Source organism: Streptomyces sp. NPDC058051, from assembly GCF_042885475.1.
GTDB lineage: Bacteria > Actinomycetota > Actinomycetes > Streptomycetales > Streptomycetaceae > Streptomyces.
In genome coordinates this window covers 128534-145182 of sequence record NZ_JBHVRW010000005.1, presented here as the reverse complement: position 1 = coordinate 145182, position 16649 = coordinate 128534, and the positions used below count along the sequence as shown (strand labels likewise).

The 16649-nt window shown below is 73.0% G+C and carries 11 protein-coding genes; 7 read left to right on the top strand and 4 right to left on the bottom strand.

The genetic code is table 11. The annotated features are described in order from the left end of the window. Positions 1-76: 76 nt before the first annotated feature. The 3 genes from ACFVUT_RS10700 to ACFVUT_RS10690 are packed head-to-tail and all read right to left on the bottom strand — an operon-like array spanning position 77 to position 3194. On the bottom strand, positions 77-904 hold the full coding sequence (locus tag ACFVUT_RS10700; RefSeq protein WP_389645166.1) for a sugar phosphate isomerase/epimerase family protein: 828 nt from the start codon (positions 902-904) through the stop codon (positions 77-79). Then, positions 901-2046, bottom strand: a complete 1146-nt coding sequence (locus ACFVUT_RS10695; protein WP_389645163.1) for a dihydrodipicolinate synthase family protein — start codon at positions 2044-2046, stop codon at positions 901-903. The genes ACFVUT_RS10700 and ACFVUT_RS10695 overlap by 4 nt, the downstream gene beginning before the upstream one ends. Beyond that, positions 2043-3194, bottom strand: coding sequence for a Gfo/Idh/MocA family protein (locus ACFVUT_RS10690; protein WP_389645160.1), 1152 nt, complete (start codon positions 3192-3194; stop codon positions 2043-2045). Before ACFVUT_RS10690 ends, ACFVUT_RS10695 begins: the two co-directional genes overlap by 4 nt. A gap of 173 nt (positions 3195-3367) precedes the next feature. Here ACFVUT_RS10690 and ACFVUT_RS10685 point away from each other — a divergent pair, with 173 nt between their 5' ends. The 5 genes from ACFVUT_RS10685 (at position 3368) to ACFVUT_RS10665 (ending at position 12368) form a co-directional block, all read left to right on the top strand. Continuing rightward, the gene (locus ACFVUT_RS10685) at positions 3368-4483 is read left to right on the top strand and encodes a LacI family DNA-binding transcriptional regulator (RefSeq protein ID WP_389645157.1); all 1116 of its coding nucleotides are present in this window, start codon (positions 3368-3370) and stop codon (positions 4481-4483) included. Between the two features lie 288 nt (positions 4484-4771). After that, a complete protein-coding gene (locus ACFVUT_RS10680) occupies positions 4772-7825 on the top strand; it encodes a type 2 lanthipeptide synthetase LanM family protein (RefSeq protein ID WP_389645154.1) in 3054 nt (1017 codons plus the stop codon). 292 nt (positions 7826-8117) lie between these two features. Continuing rightward, positions 8118-8312 carry a hypothetical protein gene (locus ACFVUT_RS10675; RefSeq protein ID WP_389645151.1) on the top strand — a complete coding sequence of 65 codons (195 nt, stop codon included), beginning with the start codon at positions 8118-8120 and terminating at the stop codon, positions 8310-8312. 70 nt (positions 8313-8382) lie between these two features. Beyond that, positions 8383-11301: an AAA family ATPase gene (locus ACFVUT_RS10670; protein WP_389645148.1), complete on the top strand. Its 2919-nt coding sequence runs from the start codon at positions 8383-8385 to the stop codon at positions 11299-11301. 278 nt (positions 11302-11579) lie between these two features. Then, the gene (locus ACFVUT_RS10665) at positions 11580-12368 is read left to right on the top strand and encodes a sugar phosphate isomerase/epimerase family protein (protein ID WP_389645145.1); all 789 of its coding nucleotides are present in this window, start codon (positions 11580-11582) and stop codon (positions 12366-12368) included. A gap of 9 nt (positions 12369-12377) precedes the next feature. Here ACFVUT_RS10665 and ACFVUT_RS10660 read toward each other — a convergent pair whose 3' ends face one another. After that, complete coding sequence (locus ACFVUT_RS10660; RefSeq protein ID WP_389645142.1) at positions 12378-13286, bottom strand: EamA family transporter; 909 nt, start codon at positions 13284-13286, stop codon at positions 12378-12380. A gap of 202 nt (positions 13287-13488) precedes the next feature. Here ACFVUT_RS10660 and ACFVUT_RS10655 point away from each other — a divergent pair, with 202 nt between their 5' ends. Both ACFVUT_RS10655 and ACFVUT_RS10650 read left to right on the top strand, forming a co-directional pair. Next, positions 13489-14397, top strand: coding sequence for a LysR substrate-binding domain-containing protein (locus ACFVUT_RS10655; RefSeq protein WP_389645139.1), 909 nt, complete (start codon positions 13489-13491; stop codon positions 14395-14397). A 328-nt stretch (positions 14398-14725) separates the two neighbouring features. Continuing rightward, positions 14726-16591 carry a glycoside hydrolase family 3 protein gene (locus tag ACFVUT_RS10650; RefSeq protein WP_389645136.1) on the top strand — a complete coding sequence of 622 codons (1866 nt, stop codon included), beginning with the start codon at positions 14726-14728 and terminating at the stop codon, positions 16589-16591. The last annotated feature ends 58 nt before the right edge of the window (positions 16592-16649 follow it).

Genomic DNA, 16649 nt, shown 5'->3' with positions numbered 1-16649 from the left:
GACAGATATGACCCGGCAGGGTGCCGAACGGTTGCACGCCTTGACGATCTCTTTACCTTCGCGGCAAGAGGCGCTCTCAGCAGGCGTGTTCGGCGTACCGGGTCGCGACCTCCGCCAGGACTTCGGCGCCGTCGCGGGCCCAGAGGCCCTCGTTGAAGATCTCCACCTCGATGGGACCGTCGAAGCCGGTGGCCTCGACCAGCGAGCGGAACGAGCGGAAGTCCACCGCTCCGTCCCCCAGTTGACCCCGGCCGAGCAGAACTCCGGCCGGGAGCGGGGTGATCCAGTCGGCCAGCTGGAACGAGTGGATCCGACCGCTCTCGCCCGCGCGGGCGATCTGTGCGGGCGCCTGGTCGTCCCACCAGATGTGGTACGTGTCGACGACCACCCCGACCTGCTCGGCGGGGAAGCGTTCCGCGATGTCCAGGGCCTGGGACAGGGTGGAGACCACGCAGCGGTCCGACGCGAACATCGGGTGCAGTGGCTCGATCGCGAGGCGCACCCCGCGTTCCCGTGCGTACGGCACCAGTTCGGCCAGGGCGTCCGCGACGCGCTCACGGGCGCCGTGCAGGTCCTTGCTGCCCTCCGGGAGGCCGCCGGAGACCAGGACCAGGGTGTCCGTGGACAGGGTCGCCGCCTCGTCGAGCGCGGCACGGTTGTCGTCCAGGGCACGGGCCCGTTCCGCCGGGTCGACGGCGGTGAAGAAACCGCCCCGGCAGAGGCTGGTGACGGAGAGGCCGGAGTCGGCGAGGAGAGCGGCGGCACGCTCGGGGCCGTACTCCTGGACGGGGGCACGCCACAGGCCGACCTTGTCGATGCCCGCCTTGGCGCAGCCCTCGGCCAGTTCGGGCAGCGACCACTGCTTGATGGTCTCCTGGTTGATGGAGAGTCGGCCGTCGCTCATCGGGTGCCTCCGTTGACCGCGAGCAGGGCCCGCATCCGGGATTCGGCCAGCTCCGGATCGGGGAACAGGCCCAGCCGGTCGGCGAGTTCGTACGCCTTCGCCAGGTGCGGCAGCGAACGGGCCGACTGGAGGCCGCCGACCATGGTGAAGTGGTCCTGGTGGCCGGCCAGCCAGGCGAGGAACACCACGCCCGTCTTGTAGAAGCGGGTGGGCGCCTGGAAGAGGTGGCGGGAGAGCTCGACCGTGGGGTCGAGGAGGTCCCGGAAGCCCTGGACGTCCCCGGTGTCCAGGACGCGTACCGCGTGGGCGGCCAAGGGGCCCAGCGGGTCGAAGATGCCGAGCAGGGCGTGGCTGAAGCCCCGGTCGTCGCCCGCGATCAGCTCGGGGTAGTTGAAGTCGTCGCCCGTGTAGCAGCGGACCCCGCCGGGCAGACGGCGGCGGACGTCGATCTCGCGCTCGGCGTCGAGGAGCGAGATCTTGATGCCGTCGACCTTGTCCGGGTGCTCGGCGATGACCTTCAGGAAGGTGTCGGTGGCGGCGTCGAGGTCCGACGAGCCCCAGTAGCCCTCCAGCGCCGGGTCGAACATGGGGCCCAGCCAGTGCAGGACGACGGGTTCCGCGGCCTGGCGCAGGAGGTGCGCGTACGTCTCCAGGTAGTCCTCGGGCCCCTCCGCCGCGGCGGCGAGCGCGCGGGAGGCCATCAGGATGGCCTGGGCGCCGCTCTCCTCGACGAGGGCGAGCTGCTCCTCGTACGTGGACCGCACCTCGGCGAGCGTGGCGGGTCCGGCGGGGAGCTGGTCGGTGCCGACGCCGCAGGCGATACGGCCGCCGACGGCCTTGGCCTCGGCGGCGGAACGGCGGATCAGTTCGGCCGCGCCGGCCCAGTCGAGACCCATGCCGCGCTGGGCGGTGTCCATGGCCTCGGCGACGCCCAGGCCGTGCGACCAGAGGTGGCGGCGGAAGGCGAGGGTGGCGTCCCAGTCGACGGCGGCCGGTGAGTCGGGGCTGATGTCGGCGTACGGGTCGGCCACGACGTGGGCGGCGGAGAAGACCGTACGGGAGGCGAGGGGCGACCCGGCGGGGGCGAGGTCGAGCGGGGCGGTGCGGGGTTCGTACGGACCCTGCGGAAGGAGGATCGTCACAGCGTCAGCTCCGGCACGTCGAAGCGGCGGCCCTCGGCGGAGGACTTCAGGCCCAGCTCGGCGAGCTGGACGCCGCGGGCGCCGGCCATCAGGTCCCAGGTGTACGGCTCGTCGAGCACGATGTGGCGCAGGAAGAGCTCCCACTGCGCCTTGAAGCCGTTGTCGAAGACGGTGTTGTCGGGGACTTCCTGCCACTGGTCGCGGAACGGCTCGGTGGCGGGGAGGTCCGGGTTCCAGACCGGCTTGGGGGTGGCCGAGCGGTGCTGGACACGGCAGTTGCGCAGACCGGCGACAGCGGAACCGTGCGTTCCGTCAACCTGGAACTCGACCAGCTCGTCGCGGTTGACGCGAACCGTCCAGGAGGAGTTGATCTGTGCGACGGCGCCGCTCTCCAGCTGGAAGATGCCGTACGCGGCGTCGTCCGCGGTGGCGGCGTACGGCTTGCCCTGCTCGTCCCAGCGCTGCGGGATGTGCGTCTGGACGTGTGCCTGGACGGTGGAGACCCGGCCGAACAGCTCGTGGAGCACGTACTCCCAGTGCGGGAACATGTCGACGACGATGCCGCCGCCGTCCTCGGCGCGGTAGTTCCAGGACGGGCGCTGGGCCTCCTGCCAGTCCCCCTCGAAGACCCAGTAGCCGAACTCGCCGCGCACGGAGAGGATCTCGCCGAAGAAGCCGCCGTCGATGAGGCGCTTCAGCTTCAGCAGACCCGGCAGGAAGATCTTGTCCTGGACGACGCCGTGCTTGATCCCGGCGTCACGGGCCAGCCGGGCCAGCTCCAGGGCGCCCTCGACGTCCGTGGCGGTGGGCTTCTCGGTGTAGATGTGCTTGCCCGCGGCGATCGCCTTCTTGATCGCCTCGACGCGGGCCGAGGTGACCTGGGCGTCGAAGTAGATGTCGATGCTGTCGTCCGCGAGGACCGCGTCGAGGTCGGTCGACCACTCGGTCAGTCCGTGCTGGGCGGCGAGCTCCTCCAGCGCGTGGGCGCGGCGGCCGACGAGGACGGGCTCGGGCCACAGCACGTCGCCGCCGCCGAGGTCGAGGCCGCCCTGCTCACGGATCGCGAGGATCGAGCGCACCAGGTGCTGCCGGTATCCCATGCGACCCGTGACGCCGTTCATGGCGATGCGCACTGTCCTGCGTGTCACGAAAGTTCCTCCATACCCTGATGCCTTGTAGCAAGCGCTTTCTATCGGTGATGACGCTAGCCTGCCGACAGCGGCCCGGACAAGAGGGGGCCGCTGATTGAGAGCGCCCCCTGTACCGGTCGGTCTCACTCCTCTCACTCCTCTCACTCCTCGTCACTCCTCGGAGGGAAGCGATGACAGTCACCCTGGCGGATGTGGCGGCCCGCGCCCGGGTGTCCCCGGCCACCGTCTCCCGCGTGCTGAACGGCAACTACCCGGTGGCCGCGTCCACGCGTGAGCGGGTGCTGCGCGCGGTGGACGACCTGGACTATGTGCTCAACGGGCCCGCGAGTTCCCTGGCGGCGGCCACGTCCGACCTGGTCGGCATCCTGGTCAACGACATCGCCGACCCGTTCTTCGGGATCATGGCGGGGGCGGCGCAGACCGAGATCGGCGGGCCCGGGGACGGTTCCGGCCGGGCGGGCGGCGAGAAGCTCGCCGTCGTCTGCAACACGGGCGGCTCCCCCGAGCGCGAACTCACCTACCTCACCCTGCTCCAGCGCCAGCGCGCCGCGGCCGTCATCCTGACCGGAGGCGCCGTGGAGGACCCGGCGCACCGGGCGGCGGTCTCCGCCAAGCTGACGAAACTCGCGGACGCGGGCACCCGGGTGGTGCTGTGCGGGCGTCCCCCGCTGCCGGGCAGCGAGGCGGTCGTGGCGTCGCTCGCCTTCGACAACCGGGGCGGCGGGCGACGCCTCACCGAACATCTGCTCTCGCTCGGCCACCGGCGGATCGGCTATGTCGCGGGTCCGTTGGAGCGGACGACGACCCGCCACCGCCTTGAGGGCCACCTCGCCGCGATGCGGGCCGCGGGGCTCTTCGACGACGGGAGCGGCGCGAAGGGGCGGGAGGACGTGTACGACGAGGAGCACCTGACCGTCCACGGCCCCTACGACCGCCGCTCCGGCTACGAGGCCACGCTCGAACTCCTGCGCCGGGAAACCGGAGTGACGGCGATCGTGGCCGCCAACGACACGGTGGCGCTGGGCGCCTGCGCGGCGGTCCGGGACCGCGGTCTGCGCATCCCGGAGGACATCTCGGTGGCGGGCTTCGACGATCTGCCGTTCTCGGTGGACGCGGTCCCCGCCCTGACGACCGTACGGCTTCCGCTGTTCGAGGCGGGCGCGCGGGCGGGCCGGCTGGCGATGGGCAAGGAGACCCCGCCCCCGGGTGGCATCGCGACGATCGCGGCGGAGCTGATGGTGCGGGGATCCACGGCACCGCCGCGAGGACAGAGCCCCCAGGGGTGACTTCCTGGGGACTCCCCCGGGGGTGACTTCCCTGGGCAGTCCCTGGGGGTGACTCTCCTGGGGGTGACCTTCCTGGTGTGACTTCCCGGGGTACGCATCCGGGGGCGGTGGCTCCCCGCGGGTGACGGGGACATCCGGCCGTACGCGCGTACGCGGGGGCAGGCACCGCCCCCCGGATGCGTGCGGCGGCAGAAAGATGGGGGCGATGCCCCCATGTCCGCCGGGCGCCGCGCCGGGAGTATGGGGTGCGGCGGACCGGTGAGCCCGGCGCCGGACCGAGGAGGGGCGATGACGGTGGACGAACCGAGGGACGGCGGACGGCTGCGCGTCTCCCCCACGACACACTCTTCGGCGGCTGCGGACCAGCCCGCCGGAACGACCACCGGCCGGCCGGAGGCAGCGCTGCCGGGGGCGCCCGGCACCGCCCGGCCGGACAGTCCGTGGTGGCGGCCGGCGCTGACCGCGGGTGAACCGCTCCCCGACCGTGCGCCGGACTGGGCGGTGTTCGTCCAGGAGGTGGTCTCCGCCGCCCCCGAGGAGGCGGTGGCCGATGACGGGGACACCCTTGCGGGGCTGCGCGGCTTCGAGTGCGTCCTCGCCCCGTTCACGGTCCGTGCGGCGCAACGCGTGCTGGACGGGCTGCCGGACGGACTGCCCGCGCTCGCCGACCTGGCCGCCGTACGGAGTTGCTTCGAGCGGCACCTGGCCGGACGGCTCGCCCGCCTCGCCGCCCGCACCCTGGTCCTGGCACTGCACGAGGCCCGGAAGGCGGAACGGCTCGCCGGGAAGAGCCCCGAGGACCGGTTCGCGGACTTCGTGCGGCTGACCGGTTCCCGGGACGGGCTGGCCGCGTTGTTCACCGCGTACCCCGTACTGGCCCGCATCCTGGCGCGGGCCGCCCTCGACGCCGCCGGGGCACTCGCCGAGATGCTGGACCGGTTCGCCGCCGACCAGCCGGTGCTGCCGGACGGTTCGGGGACCGGTGGACGGCGCGGCCGGCTGGTGGGGGTCGAGCCCGGCGCCGGGGACGGCCACCGGGGCGGGCGGACCGTGATGCTGCTCCGGTTCGAGGACGGCTCCCGGCTGGTCTACAAGCCGCGACCGCTCGCCGCGCACCGGCACTTCAACGACCTCGTCCGCTGGTTCAACGCACTGCCCGGCGCGCCCGGACTCCGCCTGCTCGGCGTGCTGGACCGGGGGGCCTACGGCTGGGTGGAGTTCGCCGCGGAACGGCCCTGCCGCTCGGCCCGCCAGGTCGAGTCCTTCTACCGGCGCCAAGGGGCGCTGCTGGCCCTGCTGCACGTACTGGACGGGACCGACCTGCACTACGAGAACCTGATCGCCGACGGGGAGCACCCGGTGCTCGTCGACGTCGAGACGCTGTTCCATCCGCCGCTGCCCGCCGCGGAGTCGGACGATCCGGCGGCCCGCGCGCTGCACGACTCGGTGTACCGGGTGGGGCTGCTGCCGCAGTTGCTGGTCGGGGACGAGACGGCGCTCGACATGTCCGGGATCGGCGGCGGACAGGCCGCGCCCTCCCCGGTGCGCACCGCCGACTGGGCCGACGCGGGCACGGACCGGATGCGGCTGGTGCGGCGGCCGGCCCGATTCGGCGAGTCGGCCAACCGGCCCCGCCTGACCGGGACTCCGGCCGATCCGTCCGCCTTCACCCGGTCGCTGTGCGCGGGATTCCGTGCCGGGTACACCGCGATCAGCAAGGCACGGTCGGAACTCCTGCACCCGGGTGGGCTGTTGGATCAGTTCGCGCGGGACGAGGTCCGGGTGGTGGCCCGCCCGACCTGGGTCTACACGACGCTCCTCGACGAATCCACGCATCCGGATCTGATGAAGGAAGCGGGCGAACGGCACAAGGTGCTGGCCCTGCTGGGCACCGACGTGCTCGCTCCCGCCGCGCTGCCGGGCCTGCTGGACGAGGAAATCGCCCAGTTGTGGTCGGGGGACGTGCCGCTGTTCACCACCCTCCCGGAGAGCACCGACCTGTGGGGCACGGTGGGCGGGCCGCTGTCGTCGGCGCTCACCCGGCCGGGGCTGTCCCGGGTCCGCGAGAAGCTGTCCGCCATGGACACGGTGGGCTGTCAGGACCAGGAACGGCTGATCCGGGCCGCGATGGTGACCCTCTCCCGCGAGCCCGCCCACGCGTGCGGTTCCGGACCGCGACGCGTCCGTACGGCGGCGACCGCCCCGGAGCCGGAGCACCTGCTCGCGGCGGCCCGGTCGGTCGGCGACGAGCTGGTGTCCCAGGCGTACTCCGGGCCCACCAGGCTGAACTGGATCGGGCTGGAACTGCTCGGCGAACGCTACTGGCGGCTGGGGCCGATGGCCGCCGACCTGGCGGGCGGCTACACGGGGACGGCGCACTTCCTCGCCCAACTCGCCGCGCTCACCGGCGCGGACCGTTACGCCGCGGCGGCCCGGGACGCGCTGGCGCCCCTCGCCGCACTGCTGGACTCGTTGCACGCCCGACCGGACGATCTCGGCCCGGTGGGATCCGGCGCGTTCGCCGGACTCGGCGGCATCGCCTACGCGCTGGGGCAGATCGCCGGCACACTGGATGACCCGCACCTGCGCGAACTGGTCGTCCCGGCCCTGCGGTTGACCCGTGCGGCGGCTGCCGCGGAGAACGAGTACGGGGTGCGCGGCGGCACGGCGGGCGGGCTGGTCAGCCTGCTCGCCGGATACCGGGCCACCGGGCGGGCCGACGTGTGGCGCGGCGCGGAGCACTGCGCCGGGCTGCTGCGCGAGGCGCCGCTGCCGGACCGTGCGGGATTCGCCGACGGGGCCGCCGGGATCGGCTGGGCGCTGCTGCGGTTCGCGGAGGCGGGCGGCGGCGAACCGTACCGCGCCTCGGGGCTCGCGGCGCTGCGGTCCGCCACTGCCGCCGTGGACTCCGGCGCCTCCTGGTGCCGGGGCCGGACGGGCGTCGCCCTGGCCGTGCTGGACAGCCCCGCCGCGCAGTCCGATCCGCTGCTGACAGCCTGGGCGCACGAGACGGTGGCGGACATCGCACGGGCGGACCCGCCGCTCGACGACAGCCTGTGCCACGGCGAGCTGGGGGTGCTCGAACTCCTGCGGCTGGGAGAGACGCCGAGCGCCCGTACCCGGTGGGTGGAGCGGGCGGGATCCCTGCTGGCGGCGACCGACCGGGCCGGTCCGCGCTGCGGGACACCCGGCCAGGTGCCGCATCCGGGGTTGCTGACCGGGCTCGCGGGGATCGGTCACGGGTTGCTGCGGGCCGGTTTCCCCGACCGGGTGCCGTCGCTGCTGCTGCTCGCCGAACCAGCCGGAACAGCCGGCCCCTTAGCCCAGGACTCGCGCCCGTAGCCCGGGATCGGCGCGCGTGGCACACAGCCTGTGCCCACCCCGCACCGCCCCACCCCGCACCGCCCCACCCCGCACCACTCCGCACCGCCCCACCCCGCACCACTCCGCACCGCCCCACCCCGCACCACTCCGCACCGCCCCACCCCGCACCACTCCGCACCGCCCCACCCCGCGCCACTCCGCGCCACCCCGCACCGCGACCAGACGCTCCACGCACATGACCGAACACGCGCACCTGTCGGAACATCGCACCCACCAGTCGGACACACACTCACAAGAAGAGGCAGGGACCATGCAGACCAACGACGCGTCGACCTTCCACATCACCGAGTTCCTCGACGACAGCGCCACCGAACACCCCGCCGGACAGATCGCGTTCGGTGCCCAGGGCGGCCTCGGACTGCGCAGCAGACTGCTCAAGGTCTCGGAGGGTGAGACCGGCTTCTCGCTCGACCTGCCGTTCACCACAATGACTGTGCCGTTCTGACTCAATTGCACGTCAGATCAAGCGGTTTGACGTACTCGCCGGACGGTTACGGCTCCAGTAGCCTGCGACCATGCGTGCCACTTCGTCGGTGATTGTCGGGAGATCCGCAGAGATCAACCTGCTGAGCAACGCCCTGAACGACGCCTCGCGACGTTCAGGGCGTGCGGTTTTCTTCGTCGGGGACGCAGGCATCGGCAAGTCCCGGCTGGTCGGTGAGTGCGCGTACCGGGCGTACGCGCTCGGCATGCCGGTGCTGCGCGGCAGGGCCACCTCGACCGGGGTCGTCGTGCCGTTCCGCCCGCTGATCGAGGCGCTGTCCTCACGGTTCCGGGCGGCCGGACCGCCCACCGACCCGGAGCTGCATCCGTACCGTCCGGCGCTGGCCCGGCTGGTACCCGAGTGGCGCGAGGGCTCCTCCCCCGGCTATCCGGAGACGGTCATCGAACTGGCGGAGGCGCTGCTGCGGCTGCTGTCGGTGCTCGGGCAGGAGCACGGGTGCGTGATCCTGCTGGAGGACCTGCACGACTCCGACACCGAGACGATCGCGGTGGTGGAGTACGTCATCGACAACGTGGCGGAGCTGCCGGTGCTGCTGCTGGGCACCCTGCGGCCGGATCCCGGCGTCGCCCTCGACCTGGTGCGCGGCGCGGAACAGCGGCAGGTCGCGACCGTGCGCGAACTGGCACCGCTCCTGGACGCGGAGGTGCGGGAGATGGCCGCCTCCTGTCTGGAGACCACCGCGGACGAGATACCGCAGAACACGCACGAGCGGCTGGCCGGCCGGGCCGGTGGCAACCCGTACCTGGTCGAGGTACTGCTCGCCGATCTGCTCGACTCCGGCCAGTTACGGCGCACCGACGACCGGTGGCAGGCGTACGGGATCCCGGACGCGGCCGTGCCGACCGGGGTGGTGCGCAGCTGGGCGCGACGGCTGGACCGGTTCGACGCTCCGGTGCGCGAACTCCTCCTGTGCGCGGCCACGCTGGGCAGTCAGTTCTCCGTCACCGTGCTCCAGGCCGTCACCGGGCTGGACGACCGCACGCTCTTCAGCCACCTGCGCTCCGCCGTCGAGGCGAGCATCATCGCCCCCGACGGCGCGGACTCCGACCGCTACACCTTCCGGCACGCGCTGACCGCCGAAGCGCTGGTGGCCTCGCTGGCCCCGGCCGAGCAGGCTTCGATGGCCCGCCGCGCGGCACTCTCCCTGGAAGCGGTGGCGCACGAACTCGGCGATGAGCAGCTCCAGTTGATGGCCTCTTTACAGATGGCCGGGGGCGACAGGCACGGCGCCGCCAGGCAGTTCGCCGCCGTCGGCCGACGGATGCTCGCGGCGGGCGCGTCGGGTTCCGCCGTCATCCTGCTGGACCGGGCCCGTTCGCTGGCCCACGAGGCCGATCTGCGGGCCGTCACCGAATCGCTGGCGGTCGCCCGTGCCGAAGCGGGTGAACTCGACACGGCCCTGGCGCTGGCTGCGGAGTTCCCCCCGGTACCGGCCCGTTCCGAGGCCGCCGAACAGCGCGGCGACACCCATGTCCGGATCGCCTGGACGGCCGTGATGGCGGAGCGTACGGACGAGGCGGCCGGTCAGGTCCGGGCCGCGCGGAACGTTCTCGGTCCGGCCCCCCGCCCCGAGAAGGAGGCGGCGCTCAGCGTGGTGGAAGGCCACTTGGCGCTGCTGCCCGGCCAGGCCCGCCCCGGGCAGCAGACGGCCGCCCGGGAAGCGGCGCGGCGGGCCGCCGCCGTCGGGGAGGAGCGGGGCCTTCCCGTGGTCGCCTGCCAGGCCTGGCAGTTGCTGGCGCTGCTGTCCCGGGAAGACGGCTTCGACGAGGCCGACTCGTGTCTGGAACGGATGCTCTCCGTGGCCGAGCAGCACGCGCTGCCGGTGTGGCGGGTGGAGGCACTGGTCCGGCTCGGGGCCAACACGTTCATGCGGACCGGTGATCCGACCCGGCTGGAGACGGCCCGGACCGCGGCCCAGTCGCTGGGCGCGCTGGTGCCGACCCAGACCGTGGACGGGCTGCTCGCCATGAACGCGGTGATGCGCGGCGAGTGGAACGGCGCCGAGGAAATCATCGGGCGGTCGGTGGCCGCCAGCGCCCGGACGCACAACCTGGGGGCGCATCGCTACCTCCTGCTGTCCTCGGCGACGCTCGCGGCGCACCGGGGGCGAAGACGGGACCTGGACCGGGCCCTGGTCCGGTTCCGCCGGGCGGGCGGCGAGGAGTCCCTGCTCGTACCGCTGCAACTCGGGCTGTGCCGTGCCTTCGCGGCGCTGCTGGAGGAGGATCCCGGCCGGGCGCTGGCCGATCTGGACGCCTCGCTGGCCTGGGAACGCGATCACCCCAGTTTCTTCTACCTGAGCGGGCGCTACGGCCTGCGCCCGCTGCTGCGGACCATCGACGGGCAGGACGGCCGGGCGGAACTCGCCGCGGTGCAGGCGAGCCCCGGGGCGGACCTGGCCTGGAACCAGCTGTTCCTGCGGCTGACCGACGCCGTCCTGCGGGGCAGGGAGGGTGAGACGGACCGGGCGGCGCAGTCGGTCCGGGCCGCCTTCACCGATGCCGCCGCGTTTCCGCTCGCCCGCCATCTGGGGCTGCGGCTGGTCGCCGGTGCCGCACTCGCCGACAAGTGGGGCGAGCCGGTGAGCTGGCTGCGGACGGCGGAGGAGTACTTCTACGAGGCGGGGGTCCAGGCGGTCGCCTCGGCCTGCCGGGCCGAGCTGCGACAGGCCGGGGTGAGCGTCGGGCAGCACCGGGGCGGTTGGGACCGCATCCCGGCCCCGCTGCGGACGAGCGGGGTGACGCCGCGCGAGTACGAGGTCTTCGTGCTCCTGGCGGAACGGCCGGGGAACCAGCAGATCGCCCGAAGGCTGTCGATCTCGCCCCGCACGGTGGAGAAGCACATGGCGAGTCTGCTGAGCAAGACGGGCCGTTCGGACCGGGCGGCGCTCTGCGAGTTCTCCGCCGAGTGCGCGGCGGACCACGACTGACGCACGGGCGGGCGGGGCACAAGCCCTGGCTGACGCACGGACGGAGCACAAGCCCTGGCTGACGCACGCACGGGGCACAAGCCCTGGCTGACGCACGCACGGACGGGCGGGGACGCGGGGGTCGGTCCCGCTCCGGTCCGAGGCACGGGCACGGGCCGGCCGGGCCCGTCGCTTCCGGCCGGGGGTACCGGTCGGGCGCGGGGCCATGATGTGCTGGCCGCTGGCCGCTGTCCGGTGCGTACGGCGCGGTGGCAGGTACCGATGGAAGGAACCCGCACGTGAAGCTCGCTTTCTCGACCCTCGGAGTACCGGGGATGCCGATGGCCGAGGTCATCCGGCTCGCCACGGAACACGGCTATCAGGGGGTGGAGCTGCGCGCCCACCCCGAGGAGCCGGTGCACCCGGGTCTTTCGGCGCTCGAACGAGCCGATGTCGTCGAGGAGTTCAAGAAGGGCGGCGTCGAGATCCTGACCGTCGCCGGATACGTCCGGGTCGCGGCCGCGGGGGACGACGAGCCCGTGCTGGAGGAGCTCGCCGGGCTGGTGCGACTGGCGCACGACCTGGGCGCACAGAACGTCCGGGTCTTCCCGGGCGGCGGCGACCAGGATCCCGACGTGGCCGACGCGCAGGCCGCACGCCGACTGGCCGCCGCCGCTCCGCACGCCGCCGACCTGGACGTACGGATCCTGCTCGAAACCCATGACTCGCACCGGGCGGGCGCCGCGGTGGCCCGGGTCGTCGGGACGGTCGGGCACCGCCAGATCGGTGCGCTGTGGGACATCATGCACACCTGGCTGGCCGGCGAGGAGCCGGCCGCGAGCCATGCGGTGCTCGCCCCGCACCTGGGCTACGTACAGGTGAAGGACATCGCGTCGGCGGACGAGACCACTCCGCTGCCCCTCGGCGCCGGGGTGCTGCCGCTCGGGGCGTGCCTGGACACCCTGGACCCGGACAGCTGGGTCTGCTGGGAGTACGAGAAGCGCTGGCACCCGCACGCGGCCGACCTGCCGGGGCTGCTGAGCGCGGGACGGGACCATCTGCTGCGGCTCGGCGCGCCGAAGGAGTAGGCGGCCGGGTCAGACAGGCGCCGGCTGCGGTTCCGCGGTCTCCTCCGTCGCGGGACGGGGCCGGCGCGACCCCGCCAGGGACGTCAGCGCCACCCCGCCGACCAGCAGCGCCGCCGCGCACCACCGCAGCGGGCTCACCGGCTCGCCCAGCAGCAGCGCGGCCGACGACATCCCGAAGACCGGGACGAGCAGGGTGAACGGGGCCACCGTCGAGGCCTGGTGATGGCGCAGCAGGAAGCCCCAGGCCCCGAATCCGAAGACGGTGGTGATCCAGGCGACGTAGACGATGATTCCGGCGCCGCTCCAGTCGAGCGCCGCCAGCGCGTCGGCGTCGCGGTCCCAGCCCTCGAAGAGGAGGGAGAGGCCGAGCAGCGGGAGCACGGGCACCGTCGAGACCCAGACCATGAAGTTGAGGGAGTCCGGCGGCGCGGCCTTGCGGGTCAGGACGTTGGACACACCCCAGCAGGCCGCCGCCGCGATCACCAGGACGAAGGCGAGCACCGGCCCGCCCGCGCCCTCGTCGACCGCGGCCACGGCGATGCCCGCGAGGGCGATCCCCATCCCCAGCACCCTGGTCCTGCCGGGCCGTTCACCCAGCGCGAGTGCCGCGAAGAGGGCGGTGAAGACCGCCTGGACCTGGAGCACGAGGGAGGAGAGACCGGCGGGCATTCCGCGGTCCATGCCGATGAAGAGCAGTCCGAACTTCGCCACTCCGAGGACGAGCCCGACGCCCAGGATCCACTTCCACGCGACCTTGGGCCGGCCGACGAAGAAGACCGCGGGCAGCGCGGCGACCAGAAAGCGCAGGGCGGAGAAGAGGAGCGGCGGGAAGTGCCCGAGGCCGACCTCTATGACGACGAAGTTGACACCCCAGACGGCGGCCACGAGGGCGGCCAGGGCTATGTGGAGGGGACGCATGCACCGAGGATCGTCCACTGTGACCATGTAGCACCAGCACGGATTTCTTCATGGTTGAATTGAGTGCTGCTAATGAATGGTGAGGTGTTTCCTTCCGGATCGACCCGACCCGGCTCGGCCCGGCTCGGCTCAGCTCGGGCCGGCTCGGCTCGGCTCGGCTCGGCCCGGCTCGGAGGAAGGCGCCGCTCTGCGGGAGGTTCCGGTGCTCGATCTGTCCCGGCTGCGGGCCCTGCACGCCATCTCCGTGCACGGTTCCGTCGCGGCGGCTGCCGCCGCGCTCGGCTACACCCCGTCGGCGGTCTCGCAGCAGATCACCAAGCTGGAGCGGGAGACCCGCACGACGCTCCTCGAACGCCGCGGGCGCGGTGTCGCGCTGACCGAGGAGGCACTCCACCTGGCCGAAACGGCCCAGCAGTTGCTGGCGATCGTGGAGCGCGCCGAGACGACGCTGGAGGAGCGCAGGGGGCTGCCCACGGGGCGGCTGTCGATCGGCGCGTTCGCCTCCGCGGCGCGCGGGCTGCTGCCCGGCGTACTGGCCGGGCTGGACCGGGACCATCCCGCGCTGGACGTCCGGCTGACCGAGGTCGATCCGCATCTCTCGGTCGACCTGGTGGCCAAGGGCGTGATCGATCTGGCGGTCGCGCACGACTGGGACATCGCCCCGCTGCCCACCCCGGAGGGCGTGGCGCAGGCGGTGATCGGTGACGACCGGTGCGATCTGCTGGTGCCCGAGGGCCATCGGCTCGCCGGGCGGGAGACGGTGCGGCGCGAGGAACTCGCGAAGGAACGGTGGATCTGCCAGCCGCCGGGGACGGTCTGCCACGACTGGCTCGTGCGGACGCTGCGCGCGGCGGGTTACGCCCCCGACATCCGGCACCAGGCGGAGGAGAACCACACCCAACTGGCCCTGCTCGCCGCCGGTCTCGGGGTGGCGATGATGCCACGGCTGGGCCGGGGGCCGCTGCCGACGGGGGTGGTGGCGGTGCGGCTCGATCCCGTACCGGTGCGCCGGCTGTACGCGCTGTGGCGCACGGAGGCGGCCCGGCGGCCCGCGATCACGGCGGCGGTGTCCGCGCTCCAGGCGCACGGGGCCGCGGTGGGGCTGCGGTAGGGAATCCCGGCCACCGCACCCCCGCGTGCGGCAGGGGGCTCCCGGCCACCGCACCCCCGCGTGCGGCAGGGGGTTCCCGACCGTCACATCCCCCGCGTGCGGCAGGAGATTCCCGGCCGCCGCATTCGCGCGTGCGGCAGGTGGTTCCGGGCCACCGCGCCCCCTCGCCGGACCTGCCCGGATTCACCCCCTGCCGCCCCGGGCATCGGGCATCGGGCGGGCTCAAAACGGCCAGAGACCTTGACCGGAAGTTATTTTCTGGATATCCGTGCTCCTTGGAAGTTTCTTTCACCACCCCTCGTCCCCGAGTTCGGCCGAAGGAGCTCACGTGCACCACCGCACCTCCAGACGCACCTTGCTCACCGCCACCGCCGTCACCGCCGCAGCCGCCGTCACGGGCGGCGTCGTCGCCCACGGCGCCGTCGCCGCCCCGAGGTCCGCGAGCGACGGGCACAGCGGCGGACCCCACACCTCAGCCGCCACCACCGCGCGCCTCAAGCGGCTCATCTCCCGGATGAGCCTGGAGGAGAAGGTCGGGCAGCTCTTCGTGATGCGGGTGTACGGGCACTCCGCCACCGAGCCCGACCAGGCCGACATCGACGCCAACCTGGCCGAGATCGGGGTCCGCACGGCCGCCGAGATGATCGCCAAGTACCACGTCGGCGGGATCATCTACTTCGCCTGGGCGCACAACACCCGCGACCCGCACCAGATCGCCGACCTCTCCAACGGCATCCAGCGCGCCGGTCTCGCCGGCCCGACCCCGCTGCCGCTCCTCGTCTCGACCGACCAGGAGCACGGCATCGTCTGCCGCGTCGGCGAGCCCGCCACCCTGATGCCGGGCGCGATGGCGCTGGGCGCGGGCGGTTCGCCCTCCGACGCCCGCCGGGCCGGGCAGATCGCGGGCGCGGAACTGGCCGCGATCGGCATCAACCAGAACTACGCCCCGGACGCCGACGTCAACGTCAACCCGGCCAACCCGGTGATCGGCGTGCGCTCCTTCGGCTCCGATCCGCAGTCCGTGGCCGGAATGGTCGCCGCGCAGGTGAAGGGGTATCAGAGCAGCAAGATCGCCTCGACGGCCAAGCACTTCCCGGGCCACGGGGACACGAGCACGGACAGCCACACCGGTCTGCCGGTCATCCTCCACACCCGGGAGCAGTGGGCCGAGCTGGACGCGCCGCCGTTCCGGGCCGCGATCGCGGCGGGCATCGACTCGATCATGACCGCGCACATCGTGGTTCCGGCGCTGGACCCGGCCGAGGACCCCGCGACGCTGTCCCGTCCGATCCTCACCGGCATCCTGCGCGAGGAGCTCGGCTACGACGGTGTGGTGGTCACCGACTCGCTCGGCATGGAGGGCGTACGCACCAAGTACGGCGACGAGCGTGTGCCGGTCCTCGCGCTCCAGGCGGGCGTCGACCAACTGCTCAACCCGCCGGACCTCGACGTCTCCTGGAACGCCGTCGTGGAGGCCGTGAAGGGCGGTGAGATCAGCGAGGCCAGGATCGAGGAATCGATCCTGCGGATCCTGCGGCTGAAGACGAAGCTCGGGCTGTTCGACGACCCGTTCGTCACCCACGCGGGAGTGGACCGTACCGTCGGGACGCGGGCCCATCTCGCCGCCGCCGACCGGATCGCCGAACGCACCACCACCCTGCTCGCCAATGACGGCGCCGTGCTGCCGCTCTCCCGCCGCTCCCACAGGAACCTCCTCGTGGTCGGCGCCGATCCGGCCTCCCCGTCCGGCACCACCGGACCGCCGACCACCACGCTGGCCGCCGCCTTCGGTGAACTGGGCTACACGGCCACCGCGTTGTCCACCGGTACCGCCCCCACGAAGGCGGCGATCGACGCGGCGGTGGCAGCGGCCCAGGGCAAGGACGCGGTGATCGTGGGGACGTACAACGTCACGGCGACCAGTTCGCAGCGCACCCTGGTGAGCGCCCTCGCGGCGACCGGCCTCCCGGTGGTCACGATCGCGATCCGCAATCCGTACGACATCGCGCAGTTGTCCGGGACCGGGTTCGCGGCACACCTGGCCACGTACTCCTGGACCGATGTCGAACTGCGGGCCGCCGTCCGCGTGATCGCGGGCCGTGCCGCGCCGAAGGGCACGTTGCCGGTGCCGGTGCAGCGCGCGGACGATCCGGCGCAGGTGCTGCACCCGGTCGGTTACGGGCTGAGGTACTAGCCGGTGCCGTGAGCGGCACCGGTTCCGTCCTCGGGACACGGACACGGGAAGGGGCTGT